17 protein-coding genes are annotated in these 19,315 nt (G+C 57.0%); 15 read left to right on the top strand and 2 right to left on the bottom strand.

Annotation, left to right across the window (positions count from 1 at the left end):
• The 15 genes from pseG to KP003_RS16350 all read left to right on the top strand — a co-directional run bounded on the left by pseG (position 1) and on the right by KP003_RS16350 (position 18,525).
• Positions 1 to 1,101 carry a UDP-2,4-diacetamido-2,4,6-trideoxy-beta-L-altropyranose hydrolase gene (pseG, locus tag KP003_RS16420; protein ID WP_217299915.1) on the top strand — a complete coding sequence of 367 codons (1,101 nt, stop codon included), beginning with the start codon at positions 1 to 3 and terminating at the stop codon, positions 1,099 to 1,101.
• Positions 1,098 to 2,432 carry a flippase gene (locus KP003_RS16415; protein WP_217299914.1) on the top strand — a complete coding sequence of 445 codons (1,335 nt, stop codon included), beginning with the start codon at positions 1,098 to 1,100 and terminating at the stop codon, positions 2,430 to 2,432. The genes pseG and KP003_RS16415 overlap by 4 nt, the downstream gene beginning before the upstream one ends.
• An 87-nt stretch (positions 2,433 to 2,519) precedes the next feature.
• Entirely contained in the window at positions 2,520 to 3,875 is a 1,356-nt protein-coding gene (locus tag KP003_RS16410) for a DUF362 domain-containing protein (protein ID WP_216497653.1), read from the top strand.
• Positions 3,876 to 3,900: 25 nt separating this feature from the next.
• Entirely contained in the window at positions 3,901 to 4,956 is a 1,056-nt protein-coding gene (locus KP003_RS16405) for an ATP-grasp domain-containing protein (RefSeq protein ID WP_217299913.1), read from the top strand.
• The gene (locus KP003_RS16400; protein ID WP_216497655.1) at positions 4,953 to 6,173 is read left to right on the top strand and encodes a glycosyltransferase family 4 protein; all 1,221 of its coding nucleotides are present in this window, start codon (positions 4,953 to 4,955) and stop codon (positions 6,171 to 6,173) included. The genes KP003_RS16405 and KP003_RS16400 overlap by 4 nt, the downstream gene beginning before the upstream one ends.
• 10 nt (positions 6,174 to 6,183) lie before the next feature.
• Positions 6,184 to 7,332 (top strand): glycosyltransferase family 4 protein, encoded by a 1,149-nt coding sequence (locus KP003_RS16395; protein ID WP_239027564.1) that lies wholly within the window; start codon positions 6,184 to 6,186, stop codon positions 7,330 to 7,332.
• 17 nt (positions 7,333 to 7,349) lie between these two features.
• Positions 7,350 to 8,537, top strand: a complete 1,188-nt coding sequence (locus tag KP003_RS16390; RefSeq protein ID WP_217299911.1) for a glycosyltransferase family 4 protein — start codon at positions 7,350 to 7,352, stop codon at positions 8,535 to 8,537.
• Entirely contained in the window at positions 8,531 to 9,451 is a 921-nt protein-coding gene (locus KP003_RS16385; RefSeq protein WP_216497658.1) for a glycosyltransferase family 2 protein, read from the top strand. The genes KP003_RS16390 and KP003_RS16385 overlap by 7 nt, the downstream gene beginning before the upstream one ends.
• 7 nt (positions 9,452 to 9,458) lie before the next feature.
• Positions 9,459 to 11,090 carry an AMP-binding protein gene (locus KP003_RS16380; RefSeq protein ID WP_216497659.1) on the top strand — a complete coding sequence of 544 codons (1,632 nt, stop codon included), beginning with the start codon at positions 9,459 to 9,461 and terminating at the stop codon, positions 11,088 to 11,090.
• Positions 11,087 to 11,320, top strand: a complete 234-nt coding sequence (locus KP003_RS16375; RefSeq protein WP_216497660.1) for an acyl carrier protein — start codon at positions 11,087 to 11,089, stop codon at positions 11,318 to 11,320. Before KP003_RS16380 ends, KP003_RS16375 begins: the two co-directional genes overlap by 4 nt.
• Before the next feature lie 27 nt (positions 11,321 to 11,347).
• Positions 11,348 to 12,433, top strand: coding sequence for an alginate O-acetyltransferase AlgX-related protein (locus tag KP003_RS16370; protein WP_217299910.1), 1,086 nt, complete (start codon positions 11,348 to 11,350; stop codon positions 12,431 to 12,433).
• Entirely contained in the window at positions 12,430 to 13,878 is a 1,449-nt protein-coding gene (locus KP003_RS16365) for an MBOAT family O-acyltransferase (protein WP_216497662.1), read from the top strand. The genes KP003_RS16370 and KP003_RS16365 overlap by 4 nt, the downstream gene beginning before the upstream one ends.
• A 46-nt stretch (positions 13,879 to 13,924) precedes the next feature.
• Entirely contained in the window at positions 13,925 to 15,133 is a 1,209-nt protein-coding gene (locus tag KP003_RS16360; protein ID WP_217299909.1) for a glycosyltransferase family 4 protein, read from the top strand.
• Between the two features lie 45 nt (positions 15,134 to 15,178).
• A complete protein-coding gene (locus KP003_RS16355; protein ID WP_216789221.1) occupies positions 15,179 to 17,632 on the top strand; it encodes a YfhO family protein in 2,454 nt (817 codons plus the stop codon).
• A 110-nt stretch (positions 17,633 to 17,742) separates the two neighbouring features.
• A complete protein-coding gene (locus KP003_RS16350; RefSeq protein ID WP_217299908.1) occupies positions 17,743 to 18,525 on the top strand; it encodes a tRNA1(Val) (adenine(37)-N6)-methyltransferase in 783 nt (260 codons plus the stop codon).
• 29 nt (positions 18,526 to 18,554) lie between these two features.
• On the opposite strand, the gene KP003_RS16345 is transcribed toward KP003_RS16350, so the two are convergent.
• Both KP003_RS16345 and KP003_RS16340 read right to left on the bottom strand, forming a co-directional pair.
• Entirely contained in the window at positions 18,555 to 19,040 is a 486-nt protein-coding gene (locus KP003_RS16345; protein WP_236026742.1) for a DciA family protein, read from the bottom strand.
• Positions 19,024 to 19,290, bottom strand: a complete 267-nt coding sequence (locus KP003_RS16340) for a hypothetical protein (RefSeq protein WP_216497666.1) — start codon at positions 19,288 to 19,290, stop codon at positions 19,024 to 19,026. The genes KP003_RS16345 and KP003_RS16340 overlap by 17 nt, the downstream gene beginning before the upstream one ends.
• Positions 19,291 to 19,315: the final 25 nt, after the last annotated feature.

Below are 19,315 nucleotides of genomic sequence, written 5' to 3'. Positions count from 1 at the left end.
ATGGCTGGCGGGACGAACACAAGCATCAAGGTCGTATTCCGAGCAGATTCCTCGGTGAACATCGGGGCCGGTCATGTCATGCGCTGCCTTACACTTGCAGCGGCCTTGCGTGACAGAGGTTGCACCGTCTCATTCATCAGCCGGGACCTTACCGGAAATATATCCGCCAACGTGGAGGCTGCCGGTTTTCGGATGTTCAGGATTCCTGCAGGTGCAAACCCCTGCCCCGACGTACCCTTTGCGCTGGATGTGCCGGCGGATGTCGCCCAGACCGCAGAGATCCTGCGGCAGGAGCAAAATGTCGACTGGCTGGTGATCGACCATTATGGTATCGATGCCACGTGGGAGACCCCATTGCGCTCCCTGGTCGGCCACATCATGGTGATTGACGACATCGCCAACCGCAAGCATGACTGTGATCTCATCCTCGATCAAAACCTCTATGAAAACATGGAATCGCGTTACGACGGACTTGTGCCGGAGAACTGCGCGAAGTTTCTGGGGCCGCGCTACGCCTTGCTCCGTGATGAGTTCGTGCAGGCACGCCGCTCTCTACGGGAGCGCGACGGCTCGGTTAAGCGGGTTCTGGTCACCTTCGGGGGGGGCGATGCCAGCAACGAGACCGCCAAGGCCCTGGAAGCGTGGCGTCTTGTCGGTCGCGAAGACGTCGTGGTCGACGTCGTCGTCGGTGCGGCGAACCCCCACCGAGAGCAGTTGAAACAGTTGTGTTCCGAACTGCCCAATGTCTCCTTCTACTGCAATGTGAGCAACATGGCCCAGATGATGTCCGAGGCCGATCTCGCCGTCGGCGCCGGCGGCAGCACCACATGGGAGAGATGCTTTCTCGGGCTTCCCTCCATCACGCTCATCGTCGCCGAAAACCAGGCCGAAACCACCAAAGCGGTCGGGCGCCGGGGGGCAACGTTGAACCTCGGCTGGTATGAGGACGTAGCGGCCGCCGACCTTGCGGCAGCTATTAAGCAGGTCATTGGAACACCGGAGGTCATGCGAGACATGATCCGCGAAAGCTTTGTATTGATGGGAGATTCCGCGTCGCCCGGAGCTGTTTTGCTAGTAGAGAGGCTGTTAAGGAAATTATGAATCAGGCATGGGTTAGCTACCTCCCCGCATTTCTAAAAAAGCGGGTGGAGGGCAGGCACGAACTTCAGAAGGTCCTCACCAACACCGGGTGGCTTTTCGGCGACCGACTGCTCCGAATGGGAGTAGGGCTCTTCGTCGGGATCTGGATCGCGCGCTATCTCGGCCCGACCCAGTATGGTCTTTTGAGCTATGCCGCGTCGATGATTGCGGTGTTCTCGGCAGTAGCTGTGCTCGGGTTGGATGCCATTGTCGTTCGCGAAGTAGTGAAAGAACCAGAGAGAGAGCAGGAGATCCTTGGAACTGTTCTCACACTTCGCCTGCTGGCTAGCTTCATCGCATACATCTTGATGGTAGCTACTACGTTCTTACTGCGCCCTGATGACCGTCTGTCTCAGATCTTGGTCGCAATCATGGGATGGGCCATGATTTTTGGTTCCTTTGACACCATTGACTTGTGGTTTCAGTCGAAAGTTTTGTCAAAGTACGTGGTTTATGCAAAGAATACTGCATTCCTCATCGCCTCTATTGTACGGGTGGTGCTTGTTGTCACTAAAGCGCCCGTGGTTGCTTTTGCGGCGGCCAACTCATTGGAATTCGGCCTTGCAGCAGTCGGCCTCTGCTGTGTATATCGCAGCAATGGCCAGTTGATAAGCAAACTCAGAACGAGTTGGGAGCTTGCGCGAAGACTGCTGGGGGACTGCTGGCCCCTCGTCTTATCGAGTGTGGTCTTCATGGTCTATTTACGCATCGATCAGATCATGCTTGGGCAGATGGCCACCTCGCATGAACTCGGTATCTATGCCTCGGCTGTAAAAATCGCCGAAATTTGGTTCTTCATCCCGACCGCGATCGTGTCTTCGGTATTTCCCAATATCGTGCGCGCGAGGGAAGTGGACGAGAAGGAGTTTTATAACCGGCTGCAGAAACTTTACAACCTCCTTGCATTCCTGGGCTACGCCATTGCCATTCCAACCACGTTTATAGCCAGTGTGGTGGTTCACCTCTTCTATGGTGAGGCATACGCAAGCGCCGCGCCGATGCTGGTGCTCCTCATCTGGAGTGATGTTTTTGCTAACCTCGCAGTTGCCCGAAACACCTTCTTAATGGCGATGAATTGGACGCGAGTCCTCCTGGTCATGACCTTCTTGGGCGCACTGGCAAATATCGCATTGAACTTTTGGTGGGTACCGAAATACGGCGGGGTCGGGGCGGCTGCCGCCTCATTGATTTCCTATTGGTTCGCGGCACACGGCGGCTGCTTTCTTTATAAGCCGTTACGCAGGACCGGTGGCATGTTGACCCGCGCTCTGATCTATCCACGGTTCTGGTAGCTTGGCTCTGAGAACCGGTACCTCGGAGATGCTCCTAAGCTATGGCAGCAATAGGAAAGGTTCCAAAGGAGAACCCAGGAAATGTACTTGGATGAATCCATCGTAGGCCTCGCTTCGATGAAGGGGAAGAAGTTAGATTACTCCGATGTAGACCGGATACAGGATCTATTACGACAAGTGTCGGGTGAGGTTTGTCGTGCAAACGCAATACCGGACCTGCCGTTGGGCGGAATCGTCAAACCTGGAAGCTCTGTTCTCCTAAAGCCAAACTGGGTTCTTCATCAGAATTTCAGCGGCAAAGGTACTGATTGTCTCGTCACGCACCCCAATTTTGTTCTGGCGGTGTTAAGAGAGGTCTTTAGCTGCTCTCCCAAAAAGGTGGTCATAGGGGATGCGCCGGTGCAAGGTTGCATCTTCGAAAACATCGTCACGGACAGTTGGCGAAAAGAAGTCGAAAAAATCGCAACCTGTCCTTATGAAATCGTTGATTTTCGAAGAACCGTTCTTAAAGAGGGCGGGCTGACAGTTGGACAGGTAAAAGATGCCCGCTCTCAGGATAGATTTCTTCTATTTGACCTAAAAGAGGACAGTCTTCTAGAGCCGGTAAGCAAAAATAACGTAGCATTCAGAATAACCTGCTACGATCCGGATATTCTTGCTAAACGCCATCATAAAGGCAAGCATCAGTACTTGTTGTGCAAGGAACCCTTTGAGAGCGACGTAATCATCAATTTGCCCAAAGTGAAAACCCATAAGAAGGCAGGCCTGACCGCAGCATTGAAGAACTTGGTCGGCATCAATGGAAACAAGGAATACCTGCCCCATCATCGTGTCGGAAGCCTTGTAGAGGGGGGAGATTGCTACCGTCAACTCTCGCCTTTAAAAAGAATTGCAGAATATTGTCTGGATGAGGCCAATAGAAACATTGGAACTCAAACCTGTGCCAGATGGATGAAAGGGTTCGAGAAAGTAATTAAGCTCCGTTCCCGGTTCGGGGATACTGAAATCGAAGGCGGTTGGTATGGCAATGATACTGTCTGGCGGATGGCGCTAGACCTGAACAGGATTGCCCTCTACGGTAGGCTTGATGGCACTATGTCAGATGCAAAGCAAAGGCACATCTATTCCATAGCGGACGGGATCATCGGTGGCCAAGGCGAAGGGCCTCTGGCTCCGACTCCGTTGGACTTGGGGGTCTGCACCTTGGCAGCTTCGTCTGCCTACGCGGACCTAGTTCACAGTTACCTGCTAGGGTTGGATTTCAGAAAGATCCCACTGGTTAGGGAAGCTTTCGGGGATTTTCGATTCCCGTTGGTTGGGGGTGACGCGGCAACCTGCCAGGTGGCGGCACAGCAGAGGCTCTATTCGCCGATGGATGTGTCGGCCGAATTTGGACAAAGGGCGGTTCCTGCGCGGGGATGGCAAGGGCATATCGAGTTATAGCTCCTCATAGATCAAGGAGATTGGAATGTTGATTGGCATACATCCGGATCATGTATGGGGGACCAGCTTCTCCGACAGGTGGATACCGTTTTTGAAAACTCTTGATGTGGACGTCAAGATCTTGGATTTGCTTCGCCAGGACGCACTTGACCAAGTCAAGGGATGCGATGGCGTGATGTGGCGTTGGGCGCACCGGGCGCAGGACAAGCAATCCGCGAAGATGATCTTGTACGTCATCGAGAAGTATCTTAAGCTCCCAGTCTTTCCCGAAACCAAGACTTCATGGCACTTTGATGAAAAGGTGGCTCAGAAATACCTTCTGCAATCCTTGGATGTGCCGCTCCCGGATCAATGGGTCTTCTGGAGTCACGACGACGCGTCTGCATGGGCAAAGTGTCAGGCAAAGTATCCGGTGGTCTTCAAACTTTCCGTAGGCGCTGGGGCCTCGAGTGTTGCCAAGGTGGACTCTTGCGCCGAAGCTCTCTCCTTCGTAGACCGCATGTTCAAAAGGGGAATCTTCCCGATGACCATGAACGAGTTTCGTCATCGGTTCATTCCCGCAAGTCGTCGTGAGGCGAAGAAGTTTTTGTGTCGTTTCACCGATACTTTTGGTTACATCGCGATGAACCAGTATCCGCGTCTCGATTCGGAATGGTGGAAGCCGGAGATGGGCTACGCGCTATTCCAGGAATTTCTTCCCAAGAACGAGTATGACACCCGAATAACAGTCATAGGTGACAGGGCCTTCGGGTTCAGAAGATATAACCGGCCCAACGATTTCAGGGCGTCTGGCAGTGGAAACATAGATTACAATCCTGCCGGCATCGATCTGGAGATGGTGAAAATTGCCTTCGAGACCTCGAAGGCGGCAGGCTTCACGTGCATGGCCTACGATTTTCTCTACAAGGACGGGAAACCGGTGGTTTGTGAAATTAGCTACACTTTTGCCGATTATGCCATCCACTCCTGTCCGGGGCATTGGGACAGCAACCTCTGCTGGCATGATGGCCAGATGTGGCCGGAGGATGCCCAGATCATAGATTTCGTAGAGTCAATCCGCAGAGGGAACACTACGTCATGAGGATTGGCTTTGTAACCACGGAATACGTGACGGAAGAGCAGAATTACGATGGGGGGCTGTCCAATTACCTTAGTAGGATAAGCCTTGCTTTGAAGAGCAAAGGGCACGAGCCCGTCATAGTAGTTGCATCGTCATCTAACGGAAGCTTTCGTCACAACGAAGTTGAGGTAAACAGGGTGAAGGCCCTCTGTTACAGCAAAAGGTTGATGAAGATCCTCCAAATATTCCCTGGCCTCGATTGGAAAGTAGTCAGTTGGCAGCTCAATAGGAGAATTCGAAGGCTTCATCAAGAGCAACCTTTTGATGTCGTTCAGTATGCGAGCGTCGGAGCCACGATCCTGTCGCGGCACCAAGATATTCCGTCGGTTGCGAGAATTTCGGGTAATCAGAAACTTTGGGATATCGCCTATGAGGAAGCTCCGTCCCGTAAGAAAAGTGCCTACCAGGATCTCGAAATCGCAGGTCTGGGGCGGGCTGATTCGCTGTATGGCCCGAGCAGGGTGATTGCGGATTACCTCAAGGCGAATCACGGCTTCGACGTTCAAATCATAGAGTCCCCCTTCGTGCAGGAGTGCAGTGCCTTTAACACTGACGTCTATAGCAACATCCGTTCGAGAGTTGCCGGCGACTACCTCCTGTTTTTCGGATCGTTGGGGCTCGCCAAGGGGGTCAAGACCATAGCCGACATGGCGCATGATCTCCTCGAAAAGTATCCAAAGCTGAGCATGGTCTTTGTGGGCAAGGACATGGGGTACAATGGTCAGCCTATCATGAGCTATGTGTTGGAAAGAGCCGGAGAGCATGCCGATAGAATAGTCTGGCACGACAGGGTCAAGCATGAGCAACTCTATCCTGTTATCGAAGGGGCAAAACTGGTCCTGTTGCCCTCGAGGATCGACAACTTTCCCAACTGCTGTGTCGAGGCCATGGCTTTCAAAAAAGTCGTGATCGGGACCAAAGGCGCCAGCTTTGAACAGTTGATAGATGATGGCATCAGCGGACTGTTGTCCATTCCCGACGATCCACAGAGTCTGCTTGCTGTGGTGACAAAGGCCCTGGACATGCCGGAGCAAGAGCTTCAAGAGATCGGCGAGCGATCGTCACGGCGCGCAATGGAGCTGTCACCGGAAAAGATAGTTGAGCAGTTGCTGGCGTACTATAAGGACGTAATCGAGCGCACCAAGGCCAAAGAGATCAAGGCCGGACGGGTGCAGTAGGGTGGCCGGTTTGTCAGAAACCCTGCGCGGGAAGAAGGTCGTTTTCGTCTTTGGAAGTCTCGACCTAGGCGGCGCTGAACGACGCGGGCTCCTGCTGGCGGATTACCTCCAAAAATGCACTGGGGCCGTTGTCCAGGTCATCGGGTTGAACGACACGCCCGGCCGGCTTTCTTCCCTGTGCGATCAGCTTGGCATATCCTGGTGGGGCGTCCGCTTTCATTGGGGACTCAGGCGTCGTGTTACTTCTTTTCTCAGGGCGGTTCAGGCTGTCCGCCGGGGCGAACCGGACATCGTCCTTTCCTATACTCGTGTCCCTAATTTGGTCTGTGCCTGGGGGAAAAGGTGGCTCGGAGCGAAGTTGCTTGTATGGAACCAGGCGGATGAGGGACTACTGCTGAACGGCTCCTTCGCATTTCGTGTCGCGGCTGAGGCGCCTGACTGCTTTATTTCCAATTCAATGGGGGGGCGGGCCTTCCTGATGGAAACCTACGGCATCTCCCCGGACAAGGTCAACGTGGTACCAAACGGCGTCGCAATGGCCACGCCGCGGCTGGGAAGGGCTGAGTGGCGTAGTCAGTGGGACGTCGCCTTGGAAGTACCGGTTGTCGGAATGGTCGCCAACCTCAGCGTCTACAAGGACCACGACACCTTGGTCCGTGCCTGGGGCCGGGTCATCGCTGCCGGTTGGAAGCAGCCGCCTGTTCTGGTACTCGCCGGCAGGTGTGACGGTACTGAGCAGGGGCTGAAAGCTCTGGCCCATGACTTGGGCATTTCTGAGCAGTTGAAGATCATTGGTGCAGTTGATGATGTGGCGGGCCTGCTTCAGGCACTCGATCTCTTTGTCTATTCTTCCCGAAGCGAAGGCGTCCCAAACGGCGTGCTCGAGGCAATGGCATCCGGCTTGGCGGTAGTTGGCACCGATATTCCGGGCATACGGGAGGCGGTAGGTCCGGAGGGGGTGGCATACCTGACTCCCGTAGGCGACTGCGACGCGATGGCTGACCGGATAATAGAGTTGCTGCGGGAAAAAGCAGCCAGGCAGCAGGTGGGGCAGACGCTGCGGGAGCGGGTCGAGCAGAGCTTCTCCCTTGAGGTCATGTGCCGGAGGTCGGAGGACGTGATCGCCAGTGCCTTTCGTCATTATCAAAGGAAGGATTAGCTGGGAGATGGGTAAGCATGACGGTCCTTGAGAAAGATATGATCGCGGTGCGGTTGAACACGAGCCCCTTGGTGCGCAGTGTCGCGACACTCGGATGCCTGCTCGGCAGGATGATGCCCGTTCGCAAAGGGGCTCCCCTCTTCTTTTTCTACCCCTTCTTCCACGTGGGGGGGGCGGAAAAGGTGCATGCGGCGATCGTTCGGTGTTTTGCGGGGGAACACCCCTGGGTATTTTTTACCAAGAAGTCCGCCAATGACGGATTCCTTCCCTTATTTGGAACCAAGGCACGGCTTTGTAACCTTTGGCAGCTCTTGAAGTACGGCTACCCGCTGAGTGTCGGGATTATGGCCGGGTTTATCAACAAGCACGACAAACCCATCGTCTGTGGCTGCAACAGCCTCTTTTATTATCTGCTCCTTCCCTACTTGAGGAAGGAGGCCCGTTGCATCGACCTCATCCATGCCTTCGGCGGGGGCTCGGAACATTTCAGCCTTGGAGTGGCCGAGAGGCTTGACGCACGGATCGCAATCAACGAGCGGACGGTAAACGACCTAAAGGCACAGTACCGCGCCAACGGCATGTCTGATTCATTGGAAAACCGGATTGTCTTGATCGAAAACAGTGTCGACGTGCCGGATGAACTGTCACCTAAAATGCGGGGCACGACGTTGAAGGCGCTTTACGTCGGCAGGGGGTCTGAGGAAAAAAGGGTGCATCTTGTGGGGCGGGTAGCCTCGCGTTGCCGGCAACGCGGCATCCCCGTTGATGTCGTCATCGTAGGGGATGCCCTGCAGGCCGTCGAGGAACCGGATCGCGTCAATTGCACCTTTCTTGGGGAAATATCGGATCAAGAGCAACTGCAGGCCGTGTATCGCGATGCGGACCTGCTGCTCCTTACCTCCAGCCGCGAAGGATTTCCGATGGTGATCATGGAAGCCATGGCTTTCGGAGTGGTGCCCGTCTCGACCACCGTGGGAGGAATCCCATCCCATGTCCACTCGGGAACCAACGGCTGGCTGGTCCCGGAGGCCGCGGATGAAGGGGAAATCGTGGACCGGATGTGCGAAATGGCCGCCGCCATGTGCGAAGAGCGCGACCTGCTCGAGAAGTTGTCACGAAATGCCTATTCCTATGCGAAGAAGCATTTCAGCGGGGAATCCTTTTGCGCCGCCTACCGTGGTCTTCTCTTAGGTGAAAGATGCTGATATCGATCCTCGTACCGGTGTTCAACTGGGACATATCAAGGCTGATTGCCTCACTTCTGGCAGAGATAGATACACCCGCTTTAGAGGGACTGGTCGAACTCATTGTCGTAGACGACGCATCTACCGATGCCGCGCTTCTTTCCAAAAACAACGCCTTCCTGGCCAGCAATTCCCGGCCCTGCTTAAGATATCTTCCGGCCAGGGAAAATCTTGGGCGTGCCAGGGTCCGCAACACGTTGGCGGCAGAAGCTAGCGGCCGTTTTCTGCTGTTTCTTGACTGCGATGTACTCCCCGACTCCGGCGATTTCATCGGCAAGTACCTCTTCTGTGCAGAGGCGGACAGCCATGACGTCGTATGCGGAGGAATAAGTTACCGCACGAGAGTGATGCTTGGCACCGAGTTTGACTACCACGCCTACCTTGGCAATCGCAAAGAGGTAAAATCTGCCGCTGACAGGAACAAGGAACCCTGGCGCCACATTCTCACCTCCAACATCATGGTCAGAAAAAGCGTCTTTGAGTGCACCTCTTTCGACGAGCGCTTTACCGGCTATGGATACGAAGACATCGAATGGGGGGTACGCTTATCGAGGGAGTACCGGATCCTGCACATCGATAACACGGCATCGCACCTCGGTCTGGTGTCGAAGATAACCACTTATGACAAGATGCGGGCGTCCGTACGCAACTATCTGCTTCTTAAGGAGCTCTGCCCGGGTGCTTTTCACGCCTCGACGATCAGTAAACTGGTTTCTCTTTTGACGGGCCTCAGCGAATCGTTATTGGAGAAAATCGATGTCATATTGAAGAGCATGTTCTTGAGTCAAAGTCGTAACGATGTGGCATTTTTGCTCTATCAATTTAATTTTGCAGTGTTACTAGCACTCGGAACAAAACGAGCTGCACGGCGGTAAATCTAACATGGAAGATGTGATCGCGAACCAGCAGCATAACATCGGCGATATCTGTACCCGGCAGCAGTGCCTGGCGGGGAGGGGGGGGCGCCTTGCTTTCCGCTTCATCAACGTCCAGGGGGAGCGCCAGGACTTCACCTTCCTCGACCTGGACCGGGAGAGCAGCAGGTTTGCCAACGTACTGCAGAAGCTTGGTTTTGCCGCAGGGGACGTTTTCTTCACGTTCCTTCCGAAGATGCCTGAGCAGTTCTTCTCCTTCTTGGGGGCGCTCAAACTTAACGTCATCGTGGGGACACTCTTCTCCAACTTCGGGGACGACGCACTTCTGGACCGGCTTGGAGATTCAAACGCGAAGGGCATCCTGCTCAGGAAAAGCGCGCTGAAGAAGCTCGGACGGATCCGCGAACGCCTCCCTGCGCTATCGCTGGTGCTCGTGGTCGACGCAGATGCGGACCTTGCTCCGGACATCCTCAGCTATCGCAGGCTCATGCGGGAGGCTGCACCGGAGTTCACTGCTCCGGTTACCGGCGCTGATACCCCGTCGGTTCTGCACTACACCTCGGGCTCGACCGGAAAGCCCAAAGGCGTGTTGCACCGCCACGGCAGCATTGTGCACCAAAGCCGGACGGGACGCGAAGTGCTGCAGCTTGGGGAGGAGGATACCTACTGGTGCACCGCTGACCAAGGCTGGGTAACCGGGACCTCCTATGGCATCATCGCGCCTTGGAGCCTGGGGGCCACCCAGATACACTACGGCGGCGGCTACGATGCCGGGGTGTGGTTCGACATTCTCGAACAAGAGAAAGTGACGGTGTGGTACACCGCTCCGACCGCGCTTCGCATGCTCATGCGGGAAGAGGAAAGCGTCTTCAAGGGGAGGGATTTGAACGCCTTGCGGCACGTCTTCAGTGTGGGGGAACCGCTTAACCCCGAGGTGGTCCGATGGGGGGCGGAGGTGCTGGACCGGCAGATCTACGATACCTGGTTTCAGACCGAAACCGGCGGCATCATGGTCAGCAACCGGCCGGGCCTCCCCGTGTTGCCGGGCTCGATGGGGAAACCCGTGCGGGGCGTGGAGGCGGCAATCCTCTCCGATTCAGGGGTGCCGCTTCCCGACGGCGCTCAGGGGCATCTTTGCCTGAAGCCGGGATGGGAATCTATGTTCGTGACCTACCTCAACAACGAGGCCGCATATCACTCCAAGTTCAAGAACGGCTATTACTACTCCGGGGACACCGCCTATCGCGATGGCGAGGGCTACTTCCATTTCATGGGCAGAAGCGACGACGTCATCAACACGGCAGGGCACCTGATCAGCCCGTTCGAGGTCGAAAGCGCGCTGCTGGAAATCCCTGAGGTGGCTGAATCGGGGGTCATCGGCGCGCCCGATGAACTGCTTTTTGAAAAGGTCGTCGCTTTCGTTTCGCTGCACGACGGGTGCAGCCAGTCGCCGGAGCTCGAACTCAAAATCCGGTTGCACGTGGCCAACAGGGCCTCTTCCATCGCCACCCCTCAGGAAATATTCTTCGTGGCCTCGGTGCCGAAGAACAAAAGCGGCAAGATAATGCGCCGCGTCCTGAAGGCCCGTTACCTGGGAACCGATACCGGAGACATATCAACACTGGAGGACGATGTATGACAACAATGGAGCGGCTCAATGCCATTTTCTGTGAGGTGTTTGACGATGACGATCTGGAGATTGCGCCGGAGATGACGGCCGCCGATGTGGACGGGTGGGACTCGCTGTCCCATATCAACCTCATCGTGGCCGTCGAGAGTGCGTTCAAGATCAGGTTCAACCAGCGGGAGCTGCTCACCTTCAAAAACGTCGGCGACCTTTTGCATTCCATCGAAAGCAAGATCGGGTAACGCCTCCATGCACCACGGAAGCTCAGAATGACCAAAAGCCTTAAATGTCTTTACACCGCAGTGATGCTGTTCGCCGCGTTCGTCGTTGTCGGGGGGAAGTTTCCTGCCGTCGGCAGGCTGTTTCTCCCGAAGGAGCCCACGGCGTACATCCTGGGCGACCAGTACCGGATGTGCGACCTCGACCGCTTCCGGGAAGAGATCCCGGCGGGAAAGCCCTCGGCCGCTGCCACCTTGGAAGAGGCTGACGTTCTCACTCTTGGCGACTCGTTTTTCAACAGTGCCCTTGCCTCCGATATCTTTGCCAACGAGCTCGGCCGGCGGTTGGGGGGGAAGGTGCACAACCTTGCCACCAAAGAGTTCTTCGAGCCGCAAAGCTATCCCCTGTCCTACCTGCAGCACATCGGATACCGGGGCGACCGCAAGAGGATCCTTGTTCTTGAAACCGTGGAGCGCAGCGCGCTGGAAAGGTCCGGTACCTACAACGGAGCGGGGGCGGCGGCCGGCAACGAGCTCGACGCCCTCGCCTTCAAGGTGCTCAAGAACAACGACGTCGAATACTTTTTCAAGCACAACGTGATGGTCGGGCCATTGGAGTCCCGGCTCAAGAACTTCAGGTTCAAGTACCTGAACATCGTCGACAAATCGATAGGCGCGTATTCCCTGAACCCCAACATGCTTTTCTATCAGCGTGACATAGAGTTCAGCAGGGTGAAAAAGACTGACGCTGTCGTTGTCGCGGCTGCCAGGGACATCGCAAAGCTCTCTGCCACCCTGAAGGAACGCTACAACATTGACCTTGTGTACATGGTCATCCCGGACAAGTACTCGGTTTACCGGGGGCTGGTCAAGGGTGCGCCTTCGTATGACCGGTTCATCCCCCGCCTTTGCAGCAGGCTGACCGAGTTCGGCGTGAAGAACATCGATGTCTACACGCTCTATGAGCGCTACAACCGGCCTGGAATACCGCCCCTGTATTTTGCGAGCGACACGCACTACACCGCCCACGGCAAAGCTGTCCTCGCCGAGGCCACGGCAAACATGCTCCGTTCCACCCTTCCCGCCAGAGGAGACGGCATGAGCACGATAGCGTCTTCCGGGGAGGGCGGCAGATGAACTTCAATTCCATCGAATACCTCCTCTTCGTTCCGCTCGTGTTTCTGGCACTGCTCCTTGCCGGCGCAAGGTTTCGCTGGGTGGTGCTCCTTGCCGGGAGTTGTTACTTCTATCTCACGCTGAAGCACCTGTACCTGCTGATGGCGCTCTTTGGCGTTACCGCCGTCACCTACCTTTGCGGCATCGGCATCGAACGGTGCAAAGAGCAACGCTGGAAGCGGGCCTTCTTCTGGAGCGGCGTAGGTGCCGACCTCCTGGTGCTTGCAGGCATGAAGTATCTCCCCTTCATCGAAGGGAACCTGAACCTCCTGCTTAAGGGGGTGTCCTCGGGCCTTGCGGTTCCGGAAGGGCGCGTCCTTGTTTCCATCGGCGTCTCCTATTTCGTATTCCAGGCTGTCTCCTACCTGGTTGACGTGTATCTCGAGATGGAAAAGGCCGAGCGCCATCCGGGCTACTTCGCGCTTTACCTCGCCTTTTTCCCGAAACTGTTGCAGGGGCCCATAGAACGGGCTGGCGATCTCCTGCCGCAGCTGCGTGAGGCACAACCGTTCGACCAGGAAAACATACGGGCAGGCCTGCTCCTTTTCGGGTGGGGACTTTTCAAGAAGGCCGTTGTGGCTGACCGCCTTGCCTTGTACGTCAACACGGTCTACGGCGACGTGCATGCCTACACCGGGCTGACCCTCTGGATTGCGACGTACCTCTACGCTTTCCAGCTCTACTACGACTTCTCGGGCTACACCGACATGGCCCTGGGAACGGCTCGCATGCTAAACATCCGGCTCACGCAGAACTTCGCGACACCGTACCTGTCACGGTCGGTGGCCGAATTCTGGCGGCGCTGGCACATTTCCTTTTCCCGCTGCATTCTTGACTACATCTTCAAGCCGCTCCAGATGCAGTTCCGTGCCGGGAAGAACTGGGGGACGGCAGCTGCCCTATTGATCGCCTTCCTGGCTTCTGGGTTGTGGCATGGTGCCAGCTGGTGTTTCGTCATCTGGGGCGGGTTGCACGGCATCTACCTCGCGTCGTCTGTCTTCTACAAGCCCTGGCAGAAAAAGATGCACCGGCGCCTTGAGGTGGAAAAGTCGGGGCTGCTTAAGGTCTGGCAGACCCTCTTCACCTTCCACCTGGTCTGTTTTGCCTGGATCTTTTTCAGGGCGGCCTCGGTTTCCGATGCTTTTTACGTCGTCGCGCACCTGTTCGAGGGAAGTTCCGGGTTAGCCGACCTCTTTGCGGCTCAGGGGGCGACCGACCTCGCTATCGTCTCGGTATCGGGCGTGCTCATGCTGTCGGTCTACCTGGTGCGGGAGCGGAACTTGGCGCAAAAGGATTTTTTCCAGGCGCCACTGTGGATCCGGTGGGGAGTGTATCTCGGACTCACGGCAGGGCTGCTCTTCTTTAATATGGACAGCAACGCTGGTTTTATTTATTTTAACTTCTGATGTGGCAGGCCGGGCAGAGCACCAGGCAACTGGCAAAGGAGTGCAGGTGAAAATAGTCTTCCTGGCACCGTTCGGGATTCGCCCCAAGGGGACCGTTTTGGCTCGCATGATCCCGCTTGCCGAGGAGCTCCAGGCCCTGGGACACGAGGTCGTGGTCATCGCTCCTCCCTACACGAACCCCGAGGACTCCGGAAAGACGGAAGTGGTACGCGGCGTGCGGCTCGTGAACGTAGAGCTTGGCCCGAGCCACAAGGTTCTTGCCGTTCCTGTGCTCGCCTGGCGCATGTTCCGCTCGGCGCTCGCGGAAAAAGCCCACCTTGTGCACCTGTTCAAGCCAAAAGGGTATGGTGGTGTCGCTGCGATGATGCACCTCGCCTTGCAAAGCCTTGGACTGAGGTTACCCCCCCTGTTCGTCGATACTGATGACTGGGAAGGCGACGGTGGCATGAACGAGTTGCATGCCTATTCGGGGCCGGAAAAACGCTTCTACCGCTTCCAGGAACGGTGGCTGCTGCGCCATGCTGTTGCGGTGACGGTGGCAAGCCGGGGCCTGGAGCATCTTTGCGTGGCCGCTGGGGCGCTGCCGGAGCGCCTGCTCTACCTCCCCAACTGCGTCCGCGAACCGGGAAAAAACGACGGGACGGTGGCGCGCGACGAGCTGGGAATCGACCGGCAGGCCCCGGTCATCCTTTTGTACACGCGCTTTTTCGAATTCAGCCAGGAGAAGCTGCATTACGTCTGCTCCGAGATCTTTGCACAGGTCCCGCAGGTGAGATTTCTGGTGGTAGGCAAGGGACGCCACGGTGAGGAGGATGCGCTGCGCTTAGCGGCACAGGAAGCCGGTTTTGCAGGCGCGCTTGTCATGGCGGGGTGGACGGAGCCGGAGCGGATACCAAAGCTTCTTGCCGCCGGCGACGTGGCCATCTATCCCTTCGCCGATACTCTGGTGAACCGGACCAAGTGTCCCGCTAAACTCACCGAACTGTTACTGGCGGAGCGGGCGGTAGTGGCCGATCGAGTCGGGCAGTTGGCCGAGTACATCCGCGACGGCGAGTCCGGCATGTTGTGCGATCCCGATCGCTGGGAGGAGATGGTGCACCATGCTGTTGGGCTGCTTTCCGACAGCGGGCGACGCCTCAAGATAGGTGCCGCGGCGCGAACGCACCTGTTGCAGAACTTCAACTGGAAGGCCGCGGCGCAGCGGCTGCAAGAGTTTTATGCCGGAGCCGCACGTCTCGCGCCGCCTCGGTGTTAGCGGCTACTTTGCCCCAATGTATTTCACTTTCGGAGCCTTGTCTTTATGAATGAACGCCGCAAAGATCTTCTTTTTCTGGCGATGCTGCTGGCCGTGCTGCTGCTTTTCTTTTCCAAGATCCTCTTTACGCACCAGATCATCCGTGCTCCGGACATCATCGCCGAGTTTTACTGGGGGGTGAGGGATTACGGGACCAGGGCCTTTCTGGACCTGTGGAAGGTCAACCTCGTCGCCGACTGGAACATCTATGTCAACAGCGGGCTCACCCTGGAAGGGGGGGGCGCGTCCGGCCAGTTACTTTTTTTGCGCAACCTCGTTTTCTGGCTTTTTCCCGCACCGGCGAACGTCGCCTGGTATATCGTGCTGCACTTTTTCTTCGCCGCCACAGGCACCTACTACCTGTGCCGACTGCTGGGCGCAGGGAGGCTGGGCGCGTTTTTGGGCGGTCTGATTTTTGTCCTGGCACCGGAGAACGCATCGCTGATCAACGCCGGTCACGTCATGAAGTTGGCTACCATTTCGTTTGTGCCGTGGGTCTTTTATTTCTTTGAAAAGGGGTTCCAGACCAGGCGCCTGGTGTATTTTCTTACTACCGCGGTAGTCCTCGCTCTCCAGTTCTTCCACACTCACTGGCAGATAGCGTATTACACCTGCCTTGCCGTGGCATGTTACGGCATCGCCAGGTCGATACTCATCCTCAGGGAGGAACAGGTAGTGGGGAAGGAATTCGCGCGCCTTCTTGGGCTTAACGTGGCACTGCTGGTATTTTTCCTGACCACCGTCGCCATTTCGCTCGCACCTTTGGCCAACTGGGCCAAAGAGACCAACCGTGGCGTCAACAGCGGTGCCAACGTCGTCGCGACCTCTGGGCAGAAGACGGCAAAAGGGGGGCTTGACCGGGAAGAGGCGATGTCGTGGTCGATGCCGCCCGAGGAAACCGCCGCATTTGTCATCCCGGGCCTTTTCGGTTTTTCACGCCAGGAGGGGGGGGATAACCCAACCAACATCGATGTCTACTACTGGGGACGGATGAACTTCACCCAGACCGTAAGCTATATGGGGCTGCTCCCGTGGTTGCTGCTGCCCCTGCCCCTTATCTTCAGGCGCGACCGGTACACATGGCTAGCACTTGCAGCCGTAGTGGTAGGTGTGCTCTTCTCGATGGGCAAGTACACCCCGTTTTACAACCTGCTCTTTGACTACTTTCCCGGCATCAATCGGTTCAGGGTGCCGAAGATGATGATGTTCATCCCGGTGCTTGGGCTGGGAGTCCTTTCCGCGCGTGCCGTCGACCTGCTGCTCGACCCGGCGCTGCGCCAGAGCCGTGAGTTCAAGCGGTACATCACGGGGGTTGCCCTTGTTCCTATTGCCCTCCTGCTGTTTTTGGTCATCGAGGTGGCTGGGGCACGCACTTGGGTGAATCTCTTTCTGGAAATGCTGGCCCAGCCCACGAGGTACCAAGCCTCCAGCGAGCAACTGGTCGCACAGCGCTGGGGGAACCTTGTGCAGGAGACGGGGATTGCCGCCGGTCTCTCCGCATTGTTCGCCGGGGCGTATTTCTTTTACTACCGTGGGCGTTTGAGTGCCCGGATGCTCATTTACCTGCTACTCGCCCTTTTCATCTGTGACGTCGGCCGAGTGAACGCCAAATTCCTGGTTCTTACCAACGAGCCCCAGCAGGTCAAGGGGGTGAAGACACCTGAAATCCAATTCCTTTCTGCCATGCCCAAGGAATACCGGGTGATCCCCATGGACGGCGACCCGATGCAGTACGCGACTGCCGGCATACCGGTGATGTTCACCTCCAATCCGGTTCAGCAGCGCCGTTGGCAGGAGTTTCTGGACAGCTTCAACTTGCTTTCCAGTATGCCGGACATCATCAACGTGAAGTACTTGTTGCTGACCAAGCAGCAGTTCGATCAGGACAAGGGGACTTTACTCGCCAAGTACCGGCCGGCTTTCACTTCCCCGGACGGAAACAGGATGATTCTAGAGAACCCCAATGTCCTGCCCAAGGCGTGGCTCACACCGGTTGCGGTCCAGGTCCCCAGCGCCACCGAAGCACTGGGCGCCCTGCAGAACCCGCAGTTCGATCTCAGGGTGGTTGCGCTGGTGGAGTCGGCCCCCCCCATCCCGATGCTGGTTCCCGGCGCCGCTCTCCCGGTGATGGGCCCCGGGCAGGTGCGCATCAACAAGTACGAGGCGGAAAAGATAGACCTCGACGCCGCGGTGTCGATGAACTCGATGCTGGTTATGGGGGAGAAGTACTACAAGGGATGGAAGGCGACGGTGGATGGCAAGCCGACCGAGATCTACCCGGTCGACCACGTGTTGCGCGGCATCTACCTGACCCCCGGCACGCACAAGGTCGAGATGGTTTTCGATCCGACGCCGTTCAAGATCGGCAAGACCCTGACCCTGGTATCCTTCGCCGTCTTCGCCCTCTTCCTCGGCCGCGAGGTCTGGCTGGCGCGCAGGGCGAAAGGGGCCAGACCATAAACCGAACACTGTCACGCAAAGCCGCCAAGACGCAAAGGAAACCGGAAGTCATTGACTTTCCCCTTTGCGCCTTTGCGGCTTTGCGTGAGTAGGCATCTATGGACTCTTGAATGCAGAATCTCAACTTTGACCTGGAAACCCTGGACGAGCTCTCCGGGTACGACCTGCGCATCATCCAGCCGCGGCACGGGTACCGGTTCTCGGTGGACCCGCTGCTTTTGGCGGACTTCGCCGGGGTACGAAACGGTGAGTCCTGCGTGGACCTCGGGACCGGGTGCGGTGTGATCGCGCTGCTCCTCGCACGCCTTTCCGGCAACTGTTCGGTCACTGGAATCGAGTTCCAGCCGGCCATGTTCGATATCGCTGCGCGCAACGTCGCCTTGAACGGGCTCGCGGAACGGGCCGACATCGTGCAGGACGACGTGATCTCCCTGAAGACGCGCTTCCCGGTGGACAGCTTCGACCTGGTGGTCTCTAATCCTCCGTACCGCCGTCCCGGCACCGGAAAGATCAGCCCCCGCGCCGGACGCGACGAGGCCCGACACGAGACGAGCGCGACGCTGGCCGATTTCATGGCGGCGGCAAAGTACCTGGTGAAACCTTCCGGCCGCATCTGTTTCATCTACCACACCTGCCGACTGGCTGAGCTTATGGCCCAGGCGGCTCAGCAAAAGCTCGCGCCGCTGCGGCTGCGCATGGTGCACGGCAACAGCTCGATGGACGCCAGGATGTTCATGATCGAGTTGGCAAAGGGGAGAACGGGAGAGCTGAAAGTGGAGCCCCCCCTGATGGTCAGAGGTGAGGGGAGTGGTTATTCAGATGAAAAGCTGAGAATCTACAGGCTTCAACGCAAAGACGCGGAGCCGCAAAGTCGCGGAGACGAAACCCCTTAAGCCTCCTTGGCGCCTTTGCGTTAATGCTTTTAGCCTTTGTCCTGATGTTCTTTGTCTTTACGGATGAGGCTTTCGAAGACGGCGCGGAGTTCGGGGTCGGTGACTGTTTCGGCTTGTTCCTTGATCCAGGCCTGTTCGTCCTCACTCAGCTTGCGCCGCTTCGGCGCCTGCTGGGGCTTGGCGGCCGCTGATCTGACCTTGCCCCCCTTGAGCTGGATCTCTTTTACCAACTCCTCGTCCAGGGCTTCATTCACCTTGGCGATGAGGTCTTTCTTCAGGTAGGTGAGCTGCTGCAGCCACGGGGAGCTGTCGACATGAAGGGTGAGGGTGCCTTCGCGGAAGGAGGCAGGTTGGGCGTGTAGGGCGATCTTGCTGCCGACCGCTTCGTCCCACACTTCCCAGATGCGCCCCTCTTTGAGCCGCAACTCGGCAGGGGTGCCGCGCAAAAGGGCGGTCAGGAGATCGGTGACCGGGGCCGGCCGTTTCATCTTGGGGCGTTTACTGCTCGTCTTCAACGGGGTGTCTCTTGCGGTACATCCTGCCGCCGATGATCTGCCCGAACACGGCGCTGGATATGCTGAAGGGGATGAATCCCCACCCCAGACCGGTCTTGATCCTGAAGTAGATAATGGCGGGGATGGAGATGTGGACGTAGAAGTACCAGCCGAAGGAAAACTTCGGGTAGGACTGCCTCTGGTACCCCAAGGGGATGTTGATCAACGTGGCCACTACTACGAGTGCCGCTGCGTAAAGCACGGTTTCCATGTTTACCTCTCGGGTCGGTAATACT

Source organism: Geomonas diazotrophica (genome assembly GCF_019063885.1).
GTDB classification, from domain to species: domain Bacteria; phylum Desulfobacterota; class Desulfuromonadia; order Geobacterales; family Geobacteraceae; genus Geomonas; species Geomonas diazotrophica.
This window is presented reverse-complemented; position numbering and strand designations above follow the sequence as displayed.